The sequence below is a fragment of the Echinicola jeungdonensis genome (assembly GCF_030409905.1).
Classification (GTDB): domain Bacteria; phylum Bacteroidota; class Bacteroidia; order Cytophagales; family Cyclobacteriaceae; genus Echinicola; species Echinicola jeungdonensis.
Genome location: NZ_JAUFQT010000001.1, coordinates 3046720 through 3070049, shown reverse-complemented (window position 1 = coordinate 3070049; position 23330 = coordinate 3046720). Strand labels below are relative to the sequence as shown.

18 protein-coding genes are annotated in these 23330 nt (G+C 40.4%); 4 read left to right on the top strand and 14 right to left on the bottom strand.

The genetic code is table 11. The features are described from left to right. Nucleotides 1-48: 48 nt before the first annotated feature. From QWY93_RS12790 to QWY93_RS12770, 5 genes are all read right to left on the bottom strand, one after another. On the bottom strand, nt 49-1164 hold the full coding sequence (locus QWY93_RS12790; RefSeq protein ID WP_290248655.1) for a PAS domain-containing protein: 1116 nt from the start codon (nt 1162-1164) through the stop codon (nt 49-51). A gap of 370 nt (nt 1165-1534) precedes the next feature. Continuing rightward, entirely contained in the window at nt 1535-2317 is a 783-nt protein-coding gene (locus tag QWY93_RS12785) for a GAPES1 domain-containing protein (protein ID WP_290248653.1), read from the bottom strand. A 27-nt stretch (nt 2318-2344) separates the two neighbouring features. Continuing rightward, the gene (locus QWY93_RS12780) at nt 2345-2584 is read right to left on the bottom strand and encodes a hypothetical protein (RefSeq protein ID WP_290248652.1); all 240 of its coding nucleotides are present in this window, start codon (nt 2582-2584) and stop codon (nt 2345-2347) included. Beyond that, the gene (locus QWY93_RS12775; protein ID WP_290248651.1) at nt 2581-2997 is read right to left on the bottom strand and encodes an OsmC family protein; all 417 of its coding nucleotides are present in this window, start codon (nt 2995-2997) and stop codon (nt 2581-2583) included. The genes QWY93_RS12780 and QWY93_RS12775 overlap by 4 nt, the downstream gene beginning before the upstream one ends. A gap of 60 nt (nt 2998-3057) precedes the next feature. Next, on the bottom strand, nt 3058-6438 hold the full coding sequence (locus tag QWY93_RS12770) for a methylmalonyl-CoA mutase family protein (protein ID WP_290248650.1): 3381 nt from the start codon (nt 6436-6438) through the stop codon (nt 3058-3060). Between the two features lie 349 nt (nt 6439-6787). Here QWY93_RS12770 and QWY93_RS12765 point away from each other — a divergent pair, with 349 nt between their 5' ends. Further along, the gene (locus tag QWY93_RS12765) at nt 6788-8083 is read left to right on the top strand and encodes an acetyl-CoA hydrolase/transferase family protein (protein WP_290248649.1); all 1296 of its coding nucleotides are present in this window, start codon (nt 6788-6790) and stop codon (nt 8081-8083) included. Between the two features lie 4 nt (nt 8084-8087). Here QWY93_RS12765 and QWY93_RS12760 read toward each other — a convergent pair whose 3' ends face one another. The 6 genes from QWY93_RS12760 to QWY93_RS12735 form a co-directional block, all read right to left on the bottom strand. Beyond that, entirely contained in the window at nt 8088-10166 is a 2079-nt protein-coding gene (locus QWY93_RS12760; protein ID WP_290248648.1) for a copper-translocating P-type ATPase, read from the bottom strand. Nucleotides 10167-10339: 173 nt separating this feature from the next. Then, on the bottom strand, nt 10340-10960 hold the full coding sequence (locus QWY93_RS12755) for a DUF3347 domain-containing protein (RefSeq protein ID WP_290248647.1): 621 nt from the start codon (nt 10958-10960) through the stop codon (nt 10340-10342). Nucleotides 10961-11002: 42 nt separating this feature from the next. Beyond that, nucleotides 11003-12796, bottom strand: coding sequence for an efflux RND transporter periplasmic adaptor subunit (locus QWY93_RS12750; protein WP_290248645.1), 1794 nt, complete (start codon nt 12794-12796; stop codon nt 11003-11005). A gap of 1 nt (nt 12797) precedes the next feature. Beyond that, on the bottom strand, nt 12798-14039 hold the full coding sequence (locus tag QWY93_RS12745; protein ID WP_290248644.1) for a TolC family protein: 1242 nt from the start codon (nt 14037-14039) through the stop codon (nt 12798-12800). Continuing rightward, complete coding sequence (locus QWY93_RS12740; RefSeq protein ID WP_290248643.1) at nt 14036-17860, bottom strand: efflux RND transporter permease subunit; 3825 nt, start codon at nt 17858-17860, stop codon at nt 14036-14038. The genes QWY93_RS12745 and QWY93_RS12740 overlap by 4 nt, the downstream gene beginning before the upstream one ends. 275 nt (nt 17861-18135) lie before the next feature. Further along, complete coding sequence (locus QWY93_RS12735; RefSeq protein WP_290248642.1) at nt 18136-18522, bottom strand: HYC_CC_PP family protein; 387 nt, start codon at nt 18520-18522, stop codon at nt 18136-18138. Between the two features lie 261 nt (nt 18523-18783). On the opposite strand from QWY93_RS12735, the gene QWY93_RS12730 reads away from it, so the two are divergent. Together QWY93_RS12730 and QWY93_RS12725 are read left to right on the top strand one after the other, a co-directional pair. Beyond that, the gene (locus QWY93_RS12730; protein ID WP_290248641.1) at nt 18784-18972 is read left to right on the top strand and encodes a CPXCG motif-containing cysteine-rich protein; all 189 of its coding nucleotides are present in this window, start codon (nt 18784-18786) and stop codon (nt 18970-18972) included. An 88-nt stretch (nt 18973-19060) separates the two neighbouring features. Next, on the top strand, nt 19061-19600 hold the full coding sequence (locus QWY93_RS12725; RefSeq protein ID WP_290248639.1) for a hypothetical protein: 540 nt from the start codon (nt 19061-19063) through the stop codon (nt 19598-19600). Nucleotides 19601-19772: 172 nt separating this feature from the next. Here QWY93_RS12725 and QWY93_RS12720 read toward each other — a convergent pair whose 3' ends face one another. The 3 genes from QWY93_RS12720 to QWY93_RS12710 form a co-directional block, all read right to left on the bottom strand. Next, nucleotides 19773-20645, bottom strand: coding sequence for an SDR family oxidoreductase (locus QWY93_RS12720; RefSeq protein ID WP_290248638.1), 873 nt, complete (start codon nt 20643-20645; stop codon nt 19773-19775). A 96-nt stretch (nt 20646-20741) separates the two neighbouring features. Continuing rightward, entirely contained in the window at nt 20742-22058 is a 1317-nt protein-coding gene (gene ahcY / locus QWY93_RS12715) for an adenosylhomocysteinase (RefSeq protein WP_290248637.1), read from the bottom strand. A 74-nt stretch (nt 22059-22132) separates the two neighbouring features. Then, entirely contained in the window at nt 22133-22894 is a 762-nt protein-coding gene (locus QWY93_RS12710; RefSeq protein ID WP_290248636.1) for a biotin--[acetyl-CoA-carboxylase] ligase, read from the bottom strand. 88 nt (nt 22895-22982) lie between these two features. Between QWY93_RS12710 and rsfS the strand changes: the two genes are divergently transcribed. Next, the gene (rsfS, locus tag QWY93_RS12705) at nt 22983-23330 is read left to right on the top strand and encodes a ribosome silencing factor (protein WP_290248635.1); all 348 of its coding nucleotides are present in this window, start codon (nt 22983-22985) and stop codon (nt 23328-23330) included.

Below are 23330 nucleotides of genomic sequence, written 5' to 3'. Positions count from 1 at the left end.
TCAACTCCTGTTCCGCAAGGTACTTTTCATTAATATCCGTGCAAATTCCTACACTCCCGGTAAAAACTCCCTTTTCATCATAAAAAGTTTTTCAAAGTTTTTTGTGCGGATAACTTCTCCATTCTTTTTGATAAAGCTGATTTCATAGGAAAGGCAATCTTCTTTGTTTACCAAAGCATTTTGAGCCATTTTCTGAAGCCTCCTTAAGTCTTCCGGGACAATATAGGATTTATTATTTTCAATAAACTCCTCTTTGGAATACCCCAAAACATCCTTCAGGTTATCACTAACATTTGAAACCATCCCCTTTTGATTATGATAATAAACAAAGCCATTAGTTTCCTGTAGAAGCATGGTTTGCTGCCCAAAAAGCAGATTGATCTCCCCTGTCTTAGATTCCAATTCCTGGTTCTTTTGGCTCATGTTCCGGAAGTATTTGATCATCAAAAAGATGATAAAGAGTAATAATCCAAATAACCCTAGAAAAAGGTAAAAATATGTTGTATAAATCTTGGTAAAAACCGGAGATTTGTCCAGGGCAAAAATCAATGCAAAGTCTTGTTGTAATGGATAAAGATTAAAAGGATATTGTGCTAATATGGATTCCTTTTGTTTTCCATCTATTGCCCTAATCTCCCCTGAATAATCTCCTTTCACCCCTTCTTGAACATCTTTTTTTACTTGTGCAGCCATTTCAGGGGCCACAAACATCCCCCCTTCATCTCGGTCAGATGAGATTTGGTGAATTTGGTCTCCTTCCACAAAAAACTTATATCCAGTTTCTCCCAGGTAATAATTATTTGAAAAATAATTGATAAAATGAGATAACTGAAGAGAAACTGCCAACTCAACCTTTTTATCCCCACTGGATATTAACAAATGTCTTCCTTTATCCTTGAAGTCGGGCCATTGATCAATGGGTATTACCTCAAAATAATTGTTATTTCTAATGGTATACCCCAGCATTTCCCCTTGATTTTTCACATAAAGGGTATCAATAAGGTAGATATAACTATTGAGCAATTTGCGGATCCTGGCCTCATTAATTCTCCCTTCCTTTCCAAGGCCTGATTCCAAATTAGTTTTATAAAAAATAAGGTCTTCTTTTAGGGTGTTAAACCTTCTTTTAACTTCGTTAGAGGCTGACTCAACTTGTTTATTCAAAAATTGCCTATTGGTTTTTAAATGGTTGTTGGACAAGGCATTGTAAAAAAAATATGCCAAAAAAACTATCAATAAGACTGAACCAAAGGTCAGTCCTGTCAATAATTGAAATTTTTGTGATCTTAGCCCATCCTTCATTGAGAACCTTTCCTCTATTAACCTATTTGCAATACATACCAGTTAAGCAGATTCATTTGTCTGCACAACACTTTATATGAATTTTGCCCCTCACGGTACATAAATTGATTATCATTTTCCAGCAAAAATTTTGATATCATTTTTCTGACTTCCTTGCTTTTACTTTTAAAAAGATTGAAATCCTCTTTTCTGTAATTATCTGAATTAATGGTCTGAATGTAAGTATGATATTTTAACGGGGTAGGTTTAAAGTTTCAATAGCGGCAGAAGTCCCGGCAACAACTGTCCCCGAACCATCCACAATTACAATTTTCTTTCCCTTAATATTTAAAAACTGTTGGAACAGATCCTTAACGGTAATATCGATGCCTAACACCCCTTTGAGATCACCCAAATAATAAACCGGGTGGATCAGGGACAATATCCAGCCCCGGCCTGCAGGGTCTATATATACTTCTTCAACCCATCTGGACTCCCTTTCCGGATTTCTAACTTCATCTGCCAGATAATAAAAATTAAATGAAGTCAGGTCCAAATTGGCATCAGCAATATTTAACACATCAAATTCAGGATAAATCCTGCACATTTGCAGTTTGGTATTAAAATAAACCTGGGAAATGAATGGAGTCTTGTTTTTGATTATTCTCAAAAGGGAATCCATGGCCTCTGTATAATAAAGCTGTTGCAAAGCTTTTTCCCTATTGGGTGTATTGGCGGCCACATAAACACCGCTTTCATAAGGTTGGACATCTTCCTTGAAAACCACCCCATCTTCCGAAATTTTATATCTTTCCTTCTCTGCTTTTTGGATATAAAACTCCTGATTTTGAAAAAGTTCTTCTGTAAAGTTGGTCAATTGATCAATGTCTTCCTCCAAAGGAAAAAGCCTGGACTCAATAACATTAATAATGGAGTCCAAATCGGCAAATTGTTGGGTATTTCCCTCATTAATTTCCTTTTTACAAGCCGAAGAAATTAATAAAATCACCACATTTACAGAAAAACACCATCTCATCTTTGAATATTTAAACAATATACGAATTTAAATATTTTCCAACTGGTTTCTAAGAGATTGATGCATTTCCTCAAACCTTTTTTGGACTTCTCCCAGAAAATCATCGGAGAAAAACAATTCCAGGTCGCTTTCTTCCAAAATATCCGTTTCATTCACCTTAAAGGTCTGTTCGGCCATTCCCTGCTCGTATTTCAGGAGGTATTTATTGTTCCAAACAAAAATGGATATTCGGAGATCATTTTTAGAAAATTCGCGGATTACCCTCATGCTTCTTTTTTTACTTCTGATGAATAGGTTATCTCAGCATTGAGGGAAGCAGAAACGGAGCAATATTTGTCCACCGCCAATTTGATAACCTTGGCAAACTCCTTCTCGGTAGCATCCGGGGAGGTCAAAATAAATTTCATATGGATGTTTTTATAATAGGCAGGAATCCCTTCATCCCGGTCACCCTCAGCTTCCACTGTAAAACCAGAAACCGTCTTTCTTTTTTTCTTCATCATCAATACTGCATCCACAGATGCACAGCTTGCCACTGCAGAAAGCACCAAATCCATTGGAGATTGATGTTGCTTTTTATCGGGATCATACATGTCAATGGACACTTTATTTCCAGAAGGATTGACAGATTCATATTCATAATCATCCTTCATAGTGACGGTTACATTTCTTTTCGCCATTATTAATTATTTTATTTTATTGTTATAAATTTTTCCTGTTTGTTTAGAATAATATCCACCTTACATATTTCTCCTGTACTCGCCGCCCACCTCGTACAACGCATGGGTAATTTGCCCCAAAGAACAATGTTTTACCGTTTCCATTAGTTGGCCAAAGACATTACCATTTTCAACAGCTGATTTTTTTAAATCAACTAATAATTCAGCTGCAAGGCTTTTATATTTTAAATGCAGGTTATTCAATTCCTTAATTTGAAGTTCCTTTTCTTCCGGAGTAGCCCTGATTACTTCTCCGGGAGTCACCGTTGGAGATCCCTTTGAGGATAGGAAGGTATTCACTCCGATGATGGGGTATTCCCCTGAATGTTTGAGGGTTTCATAATGAAGGCTTTCTTCCTGGATCTTACCCCGTTGATACATGGTTTCCATGGCCCCCAAAACGCCTCCCCGCTCGGTAATCCTATCAAACTCCGAATATACAGCTTCCTCTACCAAATCGGTAAGTTCTTCAATAATAAATGCCCCTTGGCTTGGGTTCTCATTTTTGGTAAGGCCCAACTCCTTGTTAATAATTAACTGGATGGCCATGGCCCTCCTTACAGATGATTCTGTAGGGGTAGTGATGGCCTCATCATAAGCATTGGTATGCAATGAGTTGCAATTATCATAAATGGCATACAAGGCCTGTAAGGTGGTTCTAATATCATTGAAGTCTATTTCCTGAGCATGCAATGAACGCCCTGAAGTCTGAATATGGTATTTCAGCATCTGGGAGCGTTCATTGGCTCCATATTTTAATTTCATGGCCTTGGCCCATATCCTTCGGGCCACCCTGCCAATCACCGCATATTCAGGATCGATTCCATTGGAAAAGAAAAAGGACAGATTAGGAGAAAATTTATTGATATCCATTCCCCGAGAAACATAATATTCCACATAGGTAAAGCCATTGGAAAGGGTCAATGCCAATTGGGTAATGGGGTTGGCCCCAGCTTCTGCAATATGGTAGCCTGAAATGGATACAGAATAGAAATTTCTTACTCCCTTATCAATAAAATATTGTTGTACATCTCCCATTAACCTAAGAGAAAACTCTGTGGAGAAAATACAGGTATTTTGAGCTTGATCCTCTTTCAAAATATCAGCTTGCACCGTCCCACGCACTTTTGTTAGGGTATCAGCCTTAATTTTTTCATAAACTTCTTTTTCCAAAACCTGATCACCGGTAACCCCCAATAACATCAAGCCCAACCTATTATGCCCTTCTGGCAAGGATGCTGCGTAGAATGGCCTTTCCACTCCTTTTTCATTATAAATCTCCTTAATTTTGCCCTCAACTTCTTCTACAAGACCGTGATCCATAATGTATTTTTCACATTGCTGGTCTATGGCTGCATTCATAAAAAAAGCTGTCATTGCTGCTGCAGGACCATTGATGGTCATGGAAACCGATGTAAGTGGATCTGCCAGATCAAAACCGGAATACAGCTTTTTCATATCATCCAGGCAACAAATATTGACCCCCGAATTACCTATTTTCCCAAAAATGTCCGGACGGTAATCCGGGTCCTCTCCATAAAGTGTTACAGAATCAAAGGCAGTAGAAAGCCTTTTGGCCGGCATGTCCCTGGATACATAATGGAACCGCTTATTGGTCCTTTCAGGTCCCCCTTCCCCAGCAAACATCCTGGTGGGGTCCTCTCCCTCTCTTTTGAAAGGAAAAACGCCAGCCGTAAAAGGAAATTCTCCGGGGACATTTTCCCTAAGGCCCCATTTCAAAAGATCTCCCCAAGCTTCATATTTGGGCAAAACCACTTTGGGGATACGCGTTCCCGATAAAGAAGCAGAAAAAGTTTTAACCTTTATTTTCTTATTCCGAACCTGAAAAACAAATTGATCTTTGGCATAATTCCCAACTATTTCAGGCCATTCTTCCAACCATTTTTTATTTTTTGGATCTAATTCCAAGGCTATTTTTTCATAAACCTTTTGAAGGGATTTTAAAATTCCCTCCACATCCCCAACTTCCATGGTTTTGACGGCCTCCATGGATTTTTTTAGGCCAAATAGCTTTTGAGCAATTTCTTTTTGTTCCTCAACCCATTGGTCATAACTCCTGTTTGTTTCTGTTATTTCTGACAAATACCGGGTTCTGGACGGTGGAATAATAAATATTTTTTCCGAGGAAGAAAATTCGCCCAACTTCTTGACAGGTAGTTTTTCAGGAGCAAGTTCTCCCAACTTTTTCATGATATAATGGTAAAGCTGGTTCATACCTGGATCATTAAACTGGGAGGCAATGGTACCATAAATAGGCAAATTCTCCTCCTTGGCATCCCAAAGGCCATGGTTTCTGGAATATTGCTTCCTTACATCCCGCAAGGCATCCAAAGCCCCTCTTTTGTCAAATTTGTTCAGGGCAATGACATCAGCAAAATCCAGCATATCTATTTTCTCCAACTGGGTAGCAGCCCCATACTCTGGCGTCATTACATACAATGAAAGGTCTGAGTGCTCAGTGATTTCCGTATCCGATTGTCCAATCCCGGAAGTTTCCAATATGACCAGGTCAAAACCAGCTGCTTTGACAATATCTACAGCATCTTGAACATGATTTGAAAGCGCCAAATTGGCCTGACGGGTGGCCAAAGACCGCATATAAACCCTTGAACTATTAATGGCGTTCATTCGGATCCGGTCCCCTAACAGGGCTCCTCCTGTTTTTCTCTTTGAAGGGTCCACAGAAATAATAGCCAAATTTTTATCTGGAAAATCCTTCAGAAAACGCCTGACAAACTCATCTACCAAAGAGGATTTTCCGGCTCCCCCCGTACCTGTAATTCCTAATATGGGAACATTACTTTTTTGGGCTTTTTCCCGAAAACAATCCATTAGCTTTTGGCATTCTTCAGGATAATTTTCTACAGCAGAAATAGCCCTGGCAATTGTTTTCACATTATTTAGTTCAAGGGAATGGTCAGGTTGTAAATCTTTCCCAATTGGAAAATCAGACTCCTTCACCACTTCATTGATCATTCCCTGCAAGCCCATCTTTCTTCCATCATCTGGTGAATAAACTCTTGTGATACCAAAACCATGTAATTCTTTGATTTCTTCAGGAAGGATGGTCCCACCACCTCCTCCAAACAGCTTAATATGACCTGCACCACGTTCCTGAAGCAAATCATACATATATTTAAAAAATTCCAAATGCCCACCCTGGTAGGAAGTAATGGCAATGGCCTGGACATCCTCCTGAATAGCACATTCCACAATTTCCTGCACCGAACGGTTGTGACCTAAATGAATAACCTCACAACCTGCAGCCTGAATGATCCTTCTCATAATATTAATGGCCACATCGTGTCCATCAAAAAGAGAGGCGGCGGTGACTATTCTTACAGGATTTTGTGGGCGGTATGTTGAACTTTTTTTGGACATGTATGCGGTTTACTTTGGGCAGGACAAAGGAGAACTTATTCCTTTTGAAATTAAACGGATAAAACCATTGTCCCATTTGCTTTATAATGTATGCGAATATAACAAAATCAAACCACTTCTTTCAGGTTAAAACAGCATTTGATCCATATATTATTTGGCGAACCCCTTACCACATCAACACCATCCAAATATATTAAAGATTCTCCAGGCCTTCTCAAGCTTTAAATCATCCCTAAACATGACAAATGTCAGTTAGTTCCCAAAAAATAACCCTTTGCTTTGTACCATTATAAATGATTAAAATAGAAGTAATTAGAAATCTTTCTTTTCATCCTAAAACCACAAGGATATGAGTTATTCATACACCACTGCTGATGAGGCTGTAAAAGTCATCAAAAGTAATGACCGCGTATTTGTTCACGGCAGTGCTGCCACACCTTCAACCCTCCTTGAAGCACTCGCCAACCGGTCAGAGGAGTTGAAAAATGTTGAAATAGTATCCATCACCACTTTAGGTGCTATGCCCTTAACTGAGGAGAGGTGCAGAGACAGTTTCTTTATCAATTCTCTTTTTGTTTCGGAAAATGTCAGGTCTGCGGTCAATTCACCTCAGGGTTGTTACGTCCCCATTTTTCTAAGTGAAATCGGTATATTATTCAGAAGAAATATTCTCCCTTTGGATGTTGCCCTGTTAAATGTCAGCCCTCCGGATGCCCATGGTTATTGTTCATTGGGGGTATCCGTAGATATTGCCAGAGCTGCAGCGGAAACCGCCAAAATCCTGATTGCCCAAGTAAATCCTCATATGCCCAGAACCCATGGTGACGGTATGGTCCACATCAGCCGGTTTGACCATGTAGTGGAAGCAAATGATCCTTTACCCTCAGTGGATTATAGCACCAAAATCGGGGAAAATGAAAGAAAAATCGGTCAGAATATAGCAGAATTAATTGAAGACCGTTCAACTTTACAAATGGGCATTGGGGCCATCCCTGATGCTGTATTGGATGCCCTCCACAACCATAAAGACCTAGGGGTACATACAGAGATGTTTTCCAATGGTATTCTGGGATTGATGGATAGTGGCGCATTGACCAATAAATTCAAAACCCGGCATCCTGGGAAAATTGTTAGTGCATTTGCGGTAGGGAACCAAAAAATGTATGACCGAATCAATGACAATCCAATATTTTCCTTTCACGCAACTTCCTATGTCAATGATACCGCAGTAATCCGAAAAAATCCTAAAATGATTTCCATCAATTCCTGTTTGGAAATGGATCTTACCGGCCAAGTTTGCGCAGACTCTATAGGCACTTACCAATATTCTGGAGTAGGTGGACAAATGGACTTTATGAGGGGTGCTGCACTTTCGGAAGGAGGAAAACCTATCATGGCCCTTTCAGCTGCCACCAAAAAAGGGTTTTCCAAAATTGTTCCTTTCTTAAAAGAAGGCGCAGGTGTGGTAACCACTAGGGCCCATATGCATTATGTAGTCACTGAATATGGGATAGCCTATCTTTACGGTAAAAACCTGCACCAAAGGGCTTATGAATTGATGAAAATAGCAGCTCCAGAACACCGGGATGACCTGGAAAAAGCCATTATCAAAAGGTTTGGCTCCCTGACCCATCCCGTTTCGTAAGAAACTAACTGTTTTGCAATTTTAATTTTCGTTTGAGCAATTGCGCGTTTAAGGCTACTATAATTGTACTTAAACTCATAAATACTGCTCCCATAGCTGGGCTGATCACCCAACCTGATACAAATCCTGTAGCAAGGGGAAGGGCAACAGCATTATAGGCTGTTGCCCATATTAGATTTTGAACCATTTTGCTGTAAGTGGCTTTTCCAAAAAGTATCAGGGCAGCAATGTCTTTCGGGTTACTATGTACCAACACAATATCCGCTGTTTCTGCAGCTACATCAGTGCCCGAACCTACAGCAATTCCAATATCCGCTTGAGCCAAAGCCGGGGCATCATTCACCCCATCTCCGGTCATAGCAACAATTTCACCTTCTTTCTGGGCCTTTTTGACCAATTCCTGCTTTTCTTCGGGTAATACTTCTGAGTAATATCCATCCAAATCCAAAGACTCACTCACTGCTTTTGCTACATCTTCATTATCACCAGTAGCCATCACTACCTTTATACCTTCTTTTTTCAGGGTTTCCACGGCCTCATAGGAATCTTCCCTGATTTCATCTGCCAAAGCAATATAACCTGCCACCTTTCCTTCCATCAATAAAAACACTACGGTTTCCTTTTCAGATTCAAAGGCTCCTTCTGGAAGTTCTAATTTTTCTTTTTTTAAATAACCAGGACTTACAATCTTCACATTTTTCCCTTCCCAGGTGGCTTTTACTCCTTCACCGCTGATATTTTCATAATCTTTGGCCGAACCAATTTCCAGATCTTTTTCCTTCAACTTTTTGATAATTCCATTGGCTATGGGGTGCTCCGATTGGCTTTCCACAGCCCCTGCAATTTTCAATATGTCATTTTTGTTAAGATCTTGATCTACACTTTCAAACCGGGTCACTCCAAATGATCCCTTTGTCAAGGTTCCGGTTTTATCAAAAACCATTAAAGTAATATTCCGGGCTTTTTCAAATGCAGTCCTGTTCCGTATCAGAAGCCCCACCCTTGCAGAAGCTGAGGTGGAAATGGCTGCTACCAGGGGAATGGCCAAGCCCAGAGCATGAGGGCAGGAAATAATCATGACTGTCACCATTCTTTCCAGGGCAAAATCAAAGGCTTCCCCCATAAACATCCAAGCTGCCAAGGTTCCCAACCCTGCTATCAAAGCGATATAAAACAGCCAACCTGCTGCTTTATTGGCCAGATTTTGGGTTTTGGATTTGGTTTCCTGGGCAGCTCCCACCATATCAATAACCCGGGACAAATAAGCTTCTTTTCCGGTATGTTCCACCTCCACTTGCAATGCCCCCCTTTCATTGACCGAACCACCGATTACTTTTTGACCTTTTTGCTTTTGGACTGGTTTGGATTCTCCCGTTAGCATGGCTTCATTGATATAGCTGTTTCCATCCAGCACCTTTCCATCTGCAGGAATTTTTTCACCAGGCTTGACCAATACCTTATCCCCCTTTTCCAATTCTGTAATTTTCACTTCTTCCGTTGATCCATCCTCCAGAATCTTATGGGCTTCGGAAGGCATCAATTTGGCCAGTTCATCCAAAGCTTTTGAGGCCCCCATCACAGACTTCATTTCTATCCAATGTCCCAATAACATTAGATCAATAAGAGTCGCCAACTCCCAGAAAAAACCCATTCCAGCCAGTCCAAAAACTACCGCTGAACTATAAACATATGCTACTGTTATGGCCAGTGCAATCAAAGTCATCATGGCCGGTTTGCCTTTGGCTAATTCGCCTTTCAGCCCACTTAAAAATGGCCAACCTCCATAAAAATATATCACGGATGAAATAGCAAAAAGCACATACCGGTCCCCAGTAAATTCCCATTTTATACCCAACCATTCCTGGACCATCTGGGATAACAGTAACACCGGCAGGGTCAAAATCAAAGAAACCCAAAACCTCCTTTTAAAATCACTGATCATATGGCCATGATGGTCTCCGTGATCATGGTGGTGTTCTCCTTGTTCCTGGTGCCCTTCCTTTCTATGGTGATTTTTCTGCTTTTTTGAGGAATGATCATGGTTTTCATGTTGATCATGGTGAGAAGAATGTTGATGTTCCATGGCAATAGTTTTTAGGTTTAAATGAATTTCTTGAGGACCTGGCACAATGATTCAGATTTTTTTCCAGCCCCACTTAAATTAATTATTTGATTCTAAATGAAACAGTGGAAAAAACCCCTAGCTGTTGGCATCGATTAACTAATAATCTTTTCCTTAAATTACCTACATCTCCATCAATGGCTTTGGCTGGTAGATAATACTTCCTGCACACTACCGCAAGTCAACATTTTACCACCAAAATAGGGGTTTTCCACTTCGGGACTTGAACTTAACCAAATCCCCCCTTTATTGTCTTTAAACATGGGGCAATAGGTTTGGAAAAGGGTCCTGTCAGCCCCCAATTGGACCACCAGGGTTTTGACCCCATTACTTAAGTTTTCAAAATTTTCCCGTTGATCAGAAATGTTTCCTTTGTTTTGGATCAAAGCTTCTACCTGGTTTAGGATATTCTCATATATATCCTTGCTCAATTCATCTTTTGGACTGGGATTAATATTTTCAAAACCCTGCTTTAATTTTTCACTTTCCTCGGCCACTAAGGCACTTTTATCCTGAGCAAGGGCTTCTCTAATGGAAAGGTAAGCTTCCAGAAATTTAGTTGTGGAATTGTTTATTTTGACATTTACCTGTTGGGCATCTGGAACAATGCTTTCATGTGAATGGTCATGTTCCTGAACAGTGGTTTGATGATTCATTTCATCCTTGGAATTTCCGCTGTTTTCTTTTTCTTTTTTCCCATTACAACTACTGAGAAGGAGGGCAAGAATTACCAAAAGGTGCATTGAATTTTTCATGATATATAATTTTTAAGTTTTGTATTTTTTCAGAATGGCTATTTAGGGGATGGTAGTGGTAGTTTCTCCACAGTCATGCATAGCTTGGCCAAAATAGGGGTTATGAATTTCCGGTTTTTGACTTAACCAACTTGCCCCCTGGTTTTGGTTGGCCATGGGACAAAACTGTACATACATTTTATCTCCCATTGGATTCCTAAAACCTCTTGTTATTTGGATAAAAACATCTGATACTTCCTTGAATATTTCCCTTAATTCTTTCAAATCACCCGACTGGTCAACATGTTGGAGGGCATCCTTTAAATCACTGCTGTAAGTCATCCATTGGCCATGGGCCTGACCGGAAAACAAATTCATATTGACCTGACCCAAGGATTCTTTAAGACGGACACCTGCTTTTTTGGCCTCCTCAAAGTCATCCGATACCAATGATCCTTGCAATTGAAAATAGGAGGTATATAAATGCCCTAGAGCAGATTTTGCTTTTGAGGAAATCGAAATGGACTGTTCTGTACCTTTCTTTTCCGGCTCCATTTTTCCCTGAACAGTTCCATGCTGATGTCCGGTCATGGCACTTCCACCCTCAGGGCTCATCATGCTGGGTTTTCCAGCCAATTGGGCGGCAGCATCTATGCTAAAGGTTCCGTTTACTGCTATTTCTTCTCCCTCTTCCAGGCCCTTTTCTACCAGAAAACTGTCACCCAAGGCTGGCCCTAAAACGATCTCCCGCATCTTAAACCCTACCCCTTTGGAGGTATTCTGTTTTACATAAACCACAGAACGTTTCCCTGTCCACATGACGGCTGATTTGGGAATGGATAGTTTTTTTGTTCTCTGTTCCAATTGAGCTTCAAGGGTTCCCGAGACAAACATTTCAGGCTTTAATCTCAATTTTTTATTCGGCATCACTACCCTTGCTTTGGCCACCCGGGTTTTGGGATCAATCACTGGATCCAGATAATCAATAGTTTCCTGAAACAATTCCCCTGGAAGGGAGGAAACAGTAAACTCCACTTTGTCCCCTTTTTTGATCCAAGGAATTTCTGATTCATAAACATCAAAAAGCACCCAAACCCTGGAGAGGTCGGCAATTTTGTAGATAGCCTCCCCTTTCCTAATATAGTCTCCAGGGTTGACATTTTTCTTTGTAACATAACCCGAAACATCCGCTTGAACAGCAAAATTTTCCAGCGGAGTTCCTCTTTTCAGAATTTGATCAATTTGATCTGGGCTTAGCTTCCAGTTCAGCAACTTTTCCTTGGCAGATTGAAACAGTTGAGGCTGTGTATCTTTAATACTCTGAGCCTCAAACAACTCTTCTTGGGCGGTAACCAAATCAGGGGAATAGATTCTGGCAATGGTTTGTCCTTTTTGCACATATTCCCCGGTAAAATTGATTTGTAAATCCTCGACACGGCCCGGAATATGGGAAGACTGGGAAAAAACCAACCGCTCATCAGTTTGGACCTTTCCATTCAATCTTATTTGCTTTATTGCTTCGGTTCCTCCTACCCTAATAGTACTTACCTTGGCCAATTCCATAGCTGTTGGAGACATACTTACGACCATTGGGTCCAGAAAGCCATTTTCTTCGTTTTCCAAGGGAATCAGTTCCATGCCACATATGGGACACTTCCCTGGTTCATTTTTACGGATTTGGGGGTGCATGGAACAGGTCCAGGTTTGGACTTCTCCTGCTTCCTTTTCTTCATTTGCATGAATATGCTCCGCTGATTTTTCGGAAGCGTTTCCTCCACCAAAGATCAAGCCTCCCAAAACCAAGCCTATTACCAAGGTACTGAGGGCTGCAATTATTATTTTTTGATTAGGTTTCATTTCAGTATGATTTGGCTGTAAGGTAATTCAATTGAGCAAGGGTTATTTGATACTGGGACTTTGCTGAAGCTTTCATTTTTTCATATTTCAACAATTGTTGTTGCATCCTTAACACTTCTTCGAATTCTTTTCCCGAATTGCTGTAAGCTGAAAATATTAAATTCAAAGCCTGTTGGGTTTCTTGTATTTGTTGATCATAAAGCCTGACAAGTGACAATTGTTTTTCCAATTCAAAACTTGCCATTTCATATTTTGACTTCAGGGAATTGGAATATTCTTCCTTTTGCAAGGCAAAACCTTCCTGCATCAAGTGAGCTTCCCTTTTTGCTGCCTTATATTTTTTCCAAAAAATGGGTAGGCTTACTGATACCATGGGCATAAAGACATTTTTTCCACTTTCCTCAGGTACAGTCATTCCGGTACCCTGACTCTCCCCCACTAAGACATAGTCCAAACCAATACCCAACTTGGGAAGGCCTTCCTTAGCGGCCACTTTTTCTTGGGCTTCACTGGCTTTTATTTTTATCTCTAATTCCTCCAAGCCCGGGTTAATGGACAACAAGGAGTCCCTTCGATATTTTTCCGGAATAAGTTCAACTTCAAGGGATTCATTGACTTGTACTTCTTTCTTTTCATCCCTGTTGAGGAATTGATTGAATTGGGCTTTTAATGGTGCCTCTTTTTGGGTAAGGATTTCCAAATTGGTTTCAGCTTCTTTTAACATTAAATCAACCCTGACCACATCTACCATGCTTCCTCGGTCATTTTCAAACTTTTTGGTGGCAATAGTCTTATAAGACTCCAATAGTTGGATATTTTCCATTTCCAACTTTTTCCACCGCTCCAATTCATACAGGGGATAATAAGAAGAAGCCACTTTATAAAACAATTGATTCCGGGCATCTAAAAAGGCTTGGTATTTGGCCTCTGCCATTAAAGCAGCCACATGCCCCTTGGCCTCCAAAGTTCCAAACCATGGAAACATTTGGGTCAGAGAAAATTTGGCCTGTTGAGGCCCTACCCGGGTTTCTACAGAAGAAATAAAATACCCAAAGGAAAAAGTAGGGTCAGGCAAGGTATTTACTTGGTTAACCTTTTCCAGGGAGGCTTCAAACTCCCTGTATTTGGCGTTTAACCCCGGGTTATTTTGAGCAGCGATACTAAAATAATCCTCCAGCGTTTGGGCCGACAAAGGGGAAAGGCAAAACATGCATAAAAGGCTTATATAAATGAAAATTTTCATGATTGTCGTTTTTTTAGTTTGTACTCCATCCTCATGGCATACAGCACCGGCACCAGAAATACACTGATCAGTGAAAGTGCCATCCCTCCAAAAGAAGGGATAGCCATTGGGATCATGATATCCGCTCCCCTTCCGGTGGAAGTCAACACCGGCAAAAGGGCTATCATGGTAGTTCCTGCAGTCATAAGTGCTGGCCGGATTCTTCTCATTCCTGCTTCAATAACCGCTTCCCTGGTTTCTTGTAGGTTTTGGGGTTGGTTTCTTTTAAAACTCTGATCCAGGTAAGTCGCAATTAAGACCCCATTATCGGTAGCAATACCAAACAAGGCAATAAACCCTACCCAAACAGCCACACTTAAATTGATAGTATGCATTTGGAAAAGGTCGCGGATGGAGGTTCCAAAAATGGAAAAGTTGGCAAACCAGCCCTGACCATAAAGCCAGATCATCAAAAATCCTCCGGAAAAAGCCAGCAGTATTCCCGAGAATATCATTAATGAATTGGCCACTGATTTGAATTGGAAATAAAGGATCAGGAAAATAATAGCCAAAACCAGGGGAACGATAATAGAAAGCCTTTTTTCTGCCCTGACCTGGTTTTCATAACTTCCAGAAAACTTATAGCTAATTCCCTGAGGAACTACCAATTCCCCGGAATCAATCTTGGACTGGATGTAATTTTGGGCCTCATGGACTACACCCACTTCAGAATTTCCATCCCGTTTATCAAAAAGGACATAGCCTACCAAAAAAGTCTCCTCACTTTTAATGGCTTGTGGACCTCTTACATATTCAAAATCAATCACCTGCCGGATAGGTATTTGAGCACCCGTTGGGGTTGGAAGGAGTATTCTACCCAGTGATTCAGGGTCATCTCTCAATTCCCGCGGATACCGCACCCTGACCGGATACCGCTCTCTTCCTTCTACAGTAGAAGTAATTTTCATTCCCCCAATTGCCGTTTCTATGGTTTGCTGTATATCCTCCACATTCAACCCATACCGGGAAATTTCCTCCCTGTTGATATTCAAATGGAGGTAAGGTTTACCCACGATCCGGTCAGCAAAAACTGCCTCACTCTTGACCGAAGGGACTTCCTTTAAAATGGTTTCCAATTGTAGGCCAAACTGTTCGATGGTTTTCAGATCAGGCCCATAGACCTTTATCCCCATTGGAGCTCGCATTCCGGTTTGAAGCATCACCAAGCGGGTTTCAATGGGTTGGAGTTTTGGTGCCGAGGTAATCCCCGGAATCTGGGTAACTTTGACTATTTCCTCCCAAATATCATCCGGAGATTGGATATGGGAACGCCAATTCCTGAAATATTGCCCATTATCATCCTGAATCAACTGATCCTTTGTAACCCCTTGATTTAAGGCATCTTCATTTGACAAACTATCACCTGATGCTAAAATGAATCGGTCCATTTTATCAACTTTAAAACGGACCCTAAATCCTTTTTCATTGAGCACATATTCCGGTTTATAATTGATAATGTTTTCAAACATGGAAATGGGTGCAGGATCCAGGGCTGATTCCACCCTTCCCAGTTTACCCACTGTCAGCTCTACCTCAGGGATATTGGTCAGCATCATGTCCATTTGCCCCAATACTTCCCGGTTATAGGCAATTCCTGAATGGGGCATAGAAGTAGGCATCAACAGAAAACTCCCTTCATCCAGAGAAGGCATAAACTCCTTTCCTATTCCAGGGAATTGGTGGGTCAAACCTGACCAAACGGAAGTATTGCGGATCTCCCAACCCACTTTTTCAAGGCCATTGGCCACAAACCCAAATAGCTTATCAAATCCCAACCAAATATTTAAACCCAGGATTATGAAAAGGCTGGGGATCAGTAAAAACTTACCTTTATTTTCAAGGCACCATTTCAAAAGGGATTTATAATAATATTCCAACAGAATAAATGCCCCAAGAATAAGCCCTACCAAAAGGAAAACAAAAAGAGCATTGAGGATCAAGCTTTTTCCAGGTCCCAGTGGCAGCCAATATTTGGCCAAAAGCCAGACCACACTTAAACCTATGATGATGAGGTCCACATTTTTAAGGAGCTTTCCCTTCCAGTTTTTTACTGGATTTTCCTTGGACAAAAATCTTTTTTTCAAGATGAAAACGGCTCCATAAACCGCCAAAACAGTTCCGGCCCATATATGCCCCAATAAAAGCCCAACCAGGCCTATCCCCAACAATGCAATATTGCTCCATTGTTTTGCCTTCGGATTTTTTATGTTGATCCCGAAAAACCAGTGGGCCAAAGTGGGCAGTATCAAAAGGGAAACAATCAGGGCAGCTATAAGGGCAAAGGTTTTGGTAAAGGCCAATGGCCCAAACAATTTCCCCTCGGCAGCCTGCATGGTAAATACTGGAATAAAGCTGACAATTGTAGTTGAAACTGCTGTCAATATTGCTGCCGACACTTCGGAAGCTCCACGGTAAATTGTTTCTATTAGGCTTTGCCCTTCCGGTGCCTCCTCCATGTGTTTAATGATATTTTCGGACAGAATAATACCTAAATCAACCATGGTACCAATAGCAATGGCGATCCCGGAAAGGGCAACAATATTGGCATCCACCCCGAAATACCTCATGGCAATAAATACCATCAATACGGCAATAGGCAGCAAGCTGGATATCAGCAAGGAAGCTCTCAGGTTATAAACCATCACAATCACCACCAAAATGGAAATCAATATTTCCAAAGACAAGGCTTCCTCAAGGGTCCCTAAAGTTTCATGGATCAATTCGGAGCGGTCATAAAAAGGCACAATAGTCAGTTGGCTTTTCACCCCATTGCCCAGAGTCTTTTGAGGAAGGCCAGGTGCAATCTCCTTGATCCTTGCTTTTACATTATTGATAACCTTCATGGGATTGGCACCATACCTGGCCACCACCACTCCTCCAACGACTTCTGCTCCATCCTTATCCAAAATACCCCTTCTGGTAGCAGGCCCTAAGCTGACTCTTCCAATATCCTGGATGCGTATAGGAACATTGTCCTGAACGGCAACTACTGCTTTTTCAATATCCTCCACTTTTCTCACATAGCCCAAACCCCGAACAAGGTATTCCGCCTGATTAATTTCAATGGTTTTAGCCCCAACATCCTTATTAGACTTTTGGACGGCTTGCATTACTTTATGAAGCGAAATATCATAAGCTTTCAATGCATCAGGATCCACGTCCACCTGGTACTCTTGAACAAAGCCCCCAATTGAAGCTACTTCAGAAACTCCTTCTGTGGCATTTAATCCATATTTCACATAAAAATCCTGAACAGACCGGATTTCATGCAAATCCCAGCCACCTGTTGGATTTCCCTCCGGATCCCGGCCTTCGAGGGTGTACCAAAATATCTGACCCAAGGCGGTTGCATCCGGCCCCAAGGCAGGCTGAACACTTTCTGGAAGCAAACCTGCAGGGAGTGCATTGAGCTTTTCAAGTATCCTTGATCTGGACCAATAAAACTCCACCTCCTCATTGAAAATGATATATATGCTGGAAAACCCAAAAATGGAGGTACTTCGAATGGATTTTACCCCGGGGATTCCCAAAAGATAGGTAGTTAAGGGATAGGAGATTTGATCCTCAATATCCTGCGGAGACCTACCTGCCCATTGGGTAAAAACAATTTGTTGGTTTTCACCAATATCGGGAATGGCATCTACCGGTACCGGATCGGAGGGTAATGGCTCCAATTTCCAACCAAATGGGGCAGTCACAATCCCCCAAATGATTAAGCCCAAAATCAGGAGAACGGTTACCAGTTTGTTCTCTAGGAAGTATTTGATAATCTTATTTAACATGATAAAATACCAAACAGGTAATTTAAAGAATAAATTAGGAAGGTAAGTCCAGATTATTTGAACTTTTCAGCATGGCATCTCCAACTGCAATGCCCTGCTATTAAATGAAGAAATTTAAAATTCCACGCGGAGGAACAAAAGTCGCAAAGTTTTAAAGGTTTATAAATAAGAAAACTTTACTGCCTATTGCATCTTTGCGTAAAACCATTGTTTCAATAACTTAATGGCATTGAGCAGCATTCAATAGGGAAAAACCATTAATCACTCGAAAAATGCTAAATCAAAAACACCTGATGACGGATATGAAGGGAGTTTTCCTCAGGAGGTGCATTATCCTCCTGATAAAGTAGAGGTTTTAATTCCAGGTTTTGAGAAAGACAATCCAATATATCAAAAAGTAGTTTAGGGACAGGAGCTATTTCAGCTTTCAAAAATTGATAATGAGGGATTGAGGTTGGGTTTTCATCTCCATTTTGGAGGTCAATATGGGAAATATCATCACAACACCCCGGCTTTTCCTCCCCTTCAGGACAGCATGTTTTGTCTTCTCCAAATAAATTGATCCTAGCAAAGTCCTCCCCACAAAAATGCAAGGAATAACTCAAACCAGCATTCAGCATCAGGTAGATCAACAATAGCGATATTTGAAGCAATCGTCTCATGACAAATATTACTTACAAATATAAAAAAGGTTTTCTGGGAAGTTTTATATAATCTTTGTTAAAATTAATACGCTACTATTTAATTAGAAATGAAGGCAACTCAAAAACTTGGACTTTATAGGGTAGTTTGGGCAAATTATCCATTAACTTAAGCCGGATTCCTTAATAAATATTCAAAAGGAAAAACTATTCCCCTGGATAAGACAACTTGATTCCTTCCTCCCAAAAACCTATTTTTATGTATTGACTATTATCAGAAACATGCTAACCAAAGAACAATTCTTTACCTGCCCTTATTGTTTTTCCACAATCTCAGTGATTTTGGACCTAAGTGTCCCCAGGCAAAAATATATTGAAGATTGCGAAGTTTGTTGCCGGCCCATTGAAATCAGTTTCGAAGTAGATGGAGAAGAAATTATATTTTTTTCAACAAATTCACTTGAGGAATAAGGAAAATTACCAAAACCGTAAACATTTTTAACCTTCTTGTATTCAGACATTTAATACTTTACCTTTGCGAAAAACAAAATCCATCTGAATGATCAAGTCCCTAATCCTACCTCTTTTTTTATTAGTTTCTTATACAGGTAGTCAAGCGCAACAAACATCCCTGGATCAAGCTGCCCAGGAATATTCAAAAGCACAATTATCGGAAGATGTGGAAACATTGATTGATTTCACCTACCCATATGTTCTTCAAAAATCAGGAGGAAAAGAGGCTTTAAGGAATGCTTTGGTGGACATCATTGATTTTCAAAAATCCACTGGGGTGGAATTAAAGGAAATTAAAATGGGAAAGGCCAAAAAGATAACCAAATCAAATGGTGAAATTCATGCCTTGATCCCTGTAAAATCCATTTTGGACGTACCGGGAGGTAAACTGATTTCCGAAAACACCCTTATTGCGGTTTCCAATGAAAATTCAGGAAAATGGTATTTTATTGATGCATCGGTGATTGACGAAACAAACATACATCAATATTTACCCACTTGGAATGGATCAATCAGTTTATTTCCAAAGGGTTCAGATGAATTTGTGGCCAAGCAATCAGAAAGGGCAATTTCACCTCATTTGTAATTATCAGGAATTTTGTCGAATTGTAAAACCGTGGGATCGTCGAATCGGAGGGTTACGCTAAGTCAAAAAGACAATTCATTCTTAATTTTCATTTTTTTTATATTGGCTTTGTTAATTCACTAGGTTTGGTGGGCTAGTGCAAAGCAGGGGACTCAAATCTAACCCCTCACCTTTATTTTTTCTTATTCCTAACCTCTTCCAAAGAATCCCAAAGTTCTTCTGGAATATTCCTTAAATGATTAAACTCCCCAGCCCCCTGGAGCCATTCTCCTCCATCGATTGTGACTACCTCCCCATTGATGTATCCCGAATAATCAGACATTAAATAAGCTGCCAAATTGGCCAACTCCTGATGCTCTCCTACCCTTTTGAGTGGGATTTTCCTGGCTGGGTTAAATTCATCTGCCAACTCTCCGGGCATCAACCGACTAAAAGCCCCTTCGGTAGGAAATGGACCAGGAGCTATAGCATTGGTACGGATATTATATTTGGCCCATTCCACAGCCAAAGAGCGGGTCATGGCCAAAACCCCTGCCTTGGCAGCAGCACTAGGAACAACAAATGCCGAGCCCGTCCAGGAATAAGTGGTAACAATATTTAAAAACACCCCTTCCTGATTATTATGGATCCAATGCTTTCCGGCAGTTAGGGTCATATTAGAAGTACCCTTCAAAACTATGTCCACCACGGTGTCAAATGCATTCGCAGAAAGCCGTTCGGTTGGGCAGATAAAATTTCCTGCAGCACAATTGACTACACCATTAATTTCTTCAAATTCCTGACTAGCTTTTGCCCACATGGTTTCCACTTGAACCTTATCTCTGACATCACATACCAAGGGCAAAACCTGCCTACCCGTTTCATTTTCAAGCTTCTTGGCTGTTTCTTGCAAAACATCCTTTTTCCTGCTTGCAATGATCAAATTGGCACCCAATTGGAGAAAATATTTTCCCATAGATCTCCCAAGGCCTGTCCCACCACCTGTTATCAGGATGGTTTTTCCTTCCAGAGCATCTTCTTTGAGCATTCCTTCCAAATTTTTCATAAGTCTAAACAATTAAAAGTCATAGTATCAATATACCTATAAAAATAAAAAAAGCCGCTCAACGGCGGCTTTTTAAAAATATTTGGTAATAAAATATTAATATCTGTAGTAATCTGGCTTGAATGGACCATTTACCTCCACACCAATATATTTGGCTTGATCTTCAGTCAACGTTTCTAATTCAACACCCAATTTTTTCAGGTGAAGCTCAGCCACTTTTTCATCCAGGTGTTTAGGCAATACATAAACCTTGTTTTCATATTTATCTGTATTGGACCATAATTCCAATTGTGCCAATGTCTGATTGGTAAATGAATTGGACATCACAAATGATGGGTGGCCGGTAGCACAGCCCAAATTTACCAATCTCCCTTCTGCCAAAAGGATAATATCATGCCCATTTACATTGTAAAGATCAACCTGAGGCTTGATTTCATCTCTGCTATCTCCATAATTGTTATTCAACCAGGCAACATCAATTTCATTATCAAAGTGGCCAATGTTACAAACAATGGTTTTGTCTTTCATGGCTTTGAAATGTTCTCCGGTAATAATGTCTTTGTTACCAGTAGCAGTTACCACGATATCTGCCTCTTTTACTGCATTGATCATGGTTTTCACTTCAAAACCATCCATAGAAGCCTGAAGGGCACAAATAGGATCAATTTCAGTAACAATCACCCTAGCTCCTGCTCCTCTCAAAGAGGCCGAAGAACCTTTTCCTACATCTCCATATCCAGCCACAACAGCCACTTTCCCGGCCAACATCACATCGGTTGCTCTTCTGATGGCATCCACCAAGGATTCCTTACAACCGTATTTATTATCAAACTTGGATTTGGTTACCGAGTCATTCACATTGATGGCAGGCATTGGCAGGGTTCCATTTTTCATTCTTTCATAAAGTCTGTGAACCCCGGTAGTTGTCTCTTCAGAAAGTCCTTTGATGCCTGCTACCAATTCTGGATATTTATCCAATACCATATTGGTCAAGTCACCACCATCATCCAAAATCATGTTCAATGGTTCTTTTTCTTCTCCAAAGAAAAGAGTCTGTTCGATGCACCAGTCAAACTCTTCAGCAGTCATCCCCTTCCATGCATAGACAGAAACTCCTGCAGCGGCAATGGCTGCGGCGGCATGATCCTGGGTAGAAAAAATATTACAGGAAGACCAAGTCACCTCAGCCCCCAATTCGATTAGGGTTTCAATCAAAACGGCAGTTTGGATGGTCATGTGCAAACATCCAGCAATTTTCGCCCCTTTCAAGGGTTTAGAAGCACCATATTCTTCTCTCAAGGCCATCAAACCTGGCATTTCTGCCTCTGCTAATCTGATTTCTTTTCGGCCCCAATCAGCCAAGGAAATATCCTTTACTTTATACTTGACGTATTTGGATGTAGTTTCTGACATGAATTTATCGTTTAGATATTAAAATTTCGACTGCAAATTTACTCAATCCCAAAGACATTACGAAATCATTATCCTTACAGAAATTGGACTTCTTTAAAAGTATAATGCTTTATTTCGCCCCCTTGTTTTTTCAAAAGAAGTTTACCCTCGGCATTAACATCAACAATCTTAGCCTCAAATTGTTTTCCTCCTGGCTCCTGATAACTTGCCCATTGATCCATCCTGTATAAATGTTGATTAAAGGATTGCCGGAGTCCTTTCAATTTTCCCTTTTTCAATAGGGTATATTCTTTTTCTATATGATGAATAATAGACTTAAATAACTCGTCCCTATCTAATTCCCCGCCCGTCAAAATAGCCATGGAAACCGGGCCCGGAAAAGGGAAATCAATCTGGTTGATATTTAAACCTATCCCCACAATCGAATGCTCCATTCCTCTTTGCCCTAGGGTATTTTCAATTAATATCCCCCCTATTTTTTCCCCATTTTCATAAACTATATCATTGGGCCATTTGACCTTGATTCCCTTCACATAATCCTCTAATGCTGCATGAACAGCCAAGGAAATGGCCCTGTTCAGGTCAAATTGCTGGGAGACATCCAAAAAACAGGGAGTAAGTACCAATGAAAAAGTCAAGTTTTTTCCTGGTTCGCTGTACCAACGGTTGCCTCTTTGCCCCCGTCCTTTGGTTTGTTTATCCGTAATGATTATGCTACCTTCTATTAAGTGCCCATTCTTGTATTCTTGGGCGGCCATGTCATTGGTGGAATGACACTCTGTCAGATATTTCACATCTTTACCCAGAAAAACAGTATTGGCAAGGATTTTATGCATCAAATAATTAGTTATTTTGTGGTACAATAAGGATATTTAAACTTTTATTGTAAAGCAGAAATGAAAAGTAAAATTACAAATAAAAAGTATGACAGCAGAAGAGCTGAGTAAAATAATAGTGAAAGGGATGGAGGAGAAAAAAGCCTCCGATATTGTGTTGATGGATTTAAGGGAAATAACCGATTCAGTTTCTGATTTTTTTGTGATATGTTCAGGCCAATCTGACACTCAAATAGAAGCCATTTCTACCTCTATAGAAGAGGAAGTTTATAAAAAAAATAAAGAAAGACCTTGGAGAAGTGAAGGGAAAAATTCCAGACAATGGGTTCTGGTGGATTATGTCGACGTAGTCGCTCACATATTTCTAAAGGAAAAAAGAGCCTTTTATGGATTGGAGGAATTATGGGGTGATGCAAAAATCACCCAAATAAAATAG

Bases quoted from the DNA above. Each gene is read 5' to 3' on its own strand.
- QWY93_RS12785 (WP_290248653.1), bottom strand. From the start codon at position 2,317: ATGAGATGGTGTTTTTCTGTAAATGTGGTGATTTTATTAATTTCTTCG.
- QWY93_RS12730 (WP_290248641.1), top strand. From the start codon at position 18,784: ATGCTAACCAAAGAACAATTCTTTACCTGCCCTTATTGTTTTTCCACA.
- QWY93_RS12755 (WP_290248647.1), bottom strand. From the start codon at position 10,960: ATGAAAAATTCAATGCACCTTTTGGTAATTCTTGCCCTCCTTCTCAGT.
- rsfS (WP_290248635.1), top strand. From the start codon at position 22,983: ATGACAGCAGAAGAGCTGAGTAAAATAATAGTGAAAGGGATGGAGGAG.
- QWY93_RS12765 (WP_290248649.1), top strand. From the start codon at position 6,788: ATGAGTTATTCATACACCACTGCTGATGAGGCTGTAAAAGTCATCAAA.
- QWY93_RS12710 (WP_290248636.1), bottom strand. From the start codon at position 22,894: ATGCATAAAATCCTTGCCAATACTGTTTTTCTGGGTAAAGATGTGAAA.
- QWY93_RS12740 (WP_290248643.1), bottom strand. From the start codon at position 17,860: ATGTTAAATAAGATTATCAAATACTTCCTAGAGAACAAACTGGTAACC.
- QWY93_RS12745 (WP_290248644.1), bottom strand. From the start codon at position 14,039: ATGAAAATTTTCATTTATATAAGCCTTTTATGCATGTTTTGCCTTTCC.
- QWY93_RS12750 (WP_290248645.1), bottom strand. From the start codon at position 12,796: ATGAAACCTAATCAAAAAATAATAATTGCAGCCCTCAGTACCTTGGTA.
- QWY93_RS12720 (WP_290248638.1), bottom strand. From the start codon at position 20,645: ATGAAAAATTTGGAAGGAATGCTCAAAGAAGATGCTCTGGAAGGAAAA.
- QWY93_RS12725 (WP_290248639.1), top strand. From the start codon at position 19,061: ATGATCAAGTCCCTAATCCTACCTCTTTTTTTATTAGTTTCTTATACA.
- QWY93_RS12735 (WP_290248642.1), bottom strand. From the start codon at position 18,522: ATGAGACGATTGCTTCAAATATCGCTATTGTTGATCTACCTGATGCTG.
- QWY93_RS12775 (WP_290248651.1), bottom strand. From the start codon at position 2,997: ATGGCGAAAAGAAATGTAACCGTCACTATGAAGGATGATTATGAATAT.
- ahcY (WP_290248637.1), bottom strand. From the start codon at position 22,058: ATGTCAGAAACTACATCCAAATACGTCAAGTATAAAGTAAAGGATATT.
- QWY93_RS12770 (WP_290248650.1), bottom strand. From the start codon at position 6,438: ATGTCCAAAAAAAGTTCAACATACCGCCCACAAAATCCTGTAAGAATA.
- QWY93_RS12760 (WP_290248648.1), bottom strand. From the start codon at position 10,166: ATGGAACATCAACATTCTTCTCACCATGATCAACATGAAAACCATGAT.
- QWY93_RS12780 (WP_290248652.1), bottom strand. From the start codon at position 2,584: ATGAGGGTAATCCGCGAATTTTCTAAAAATGATCTCCGAATATCCATT.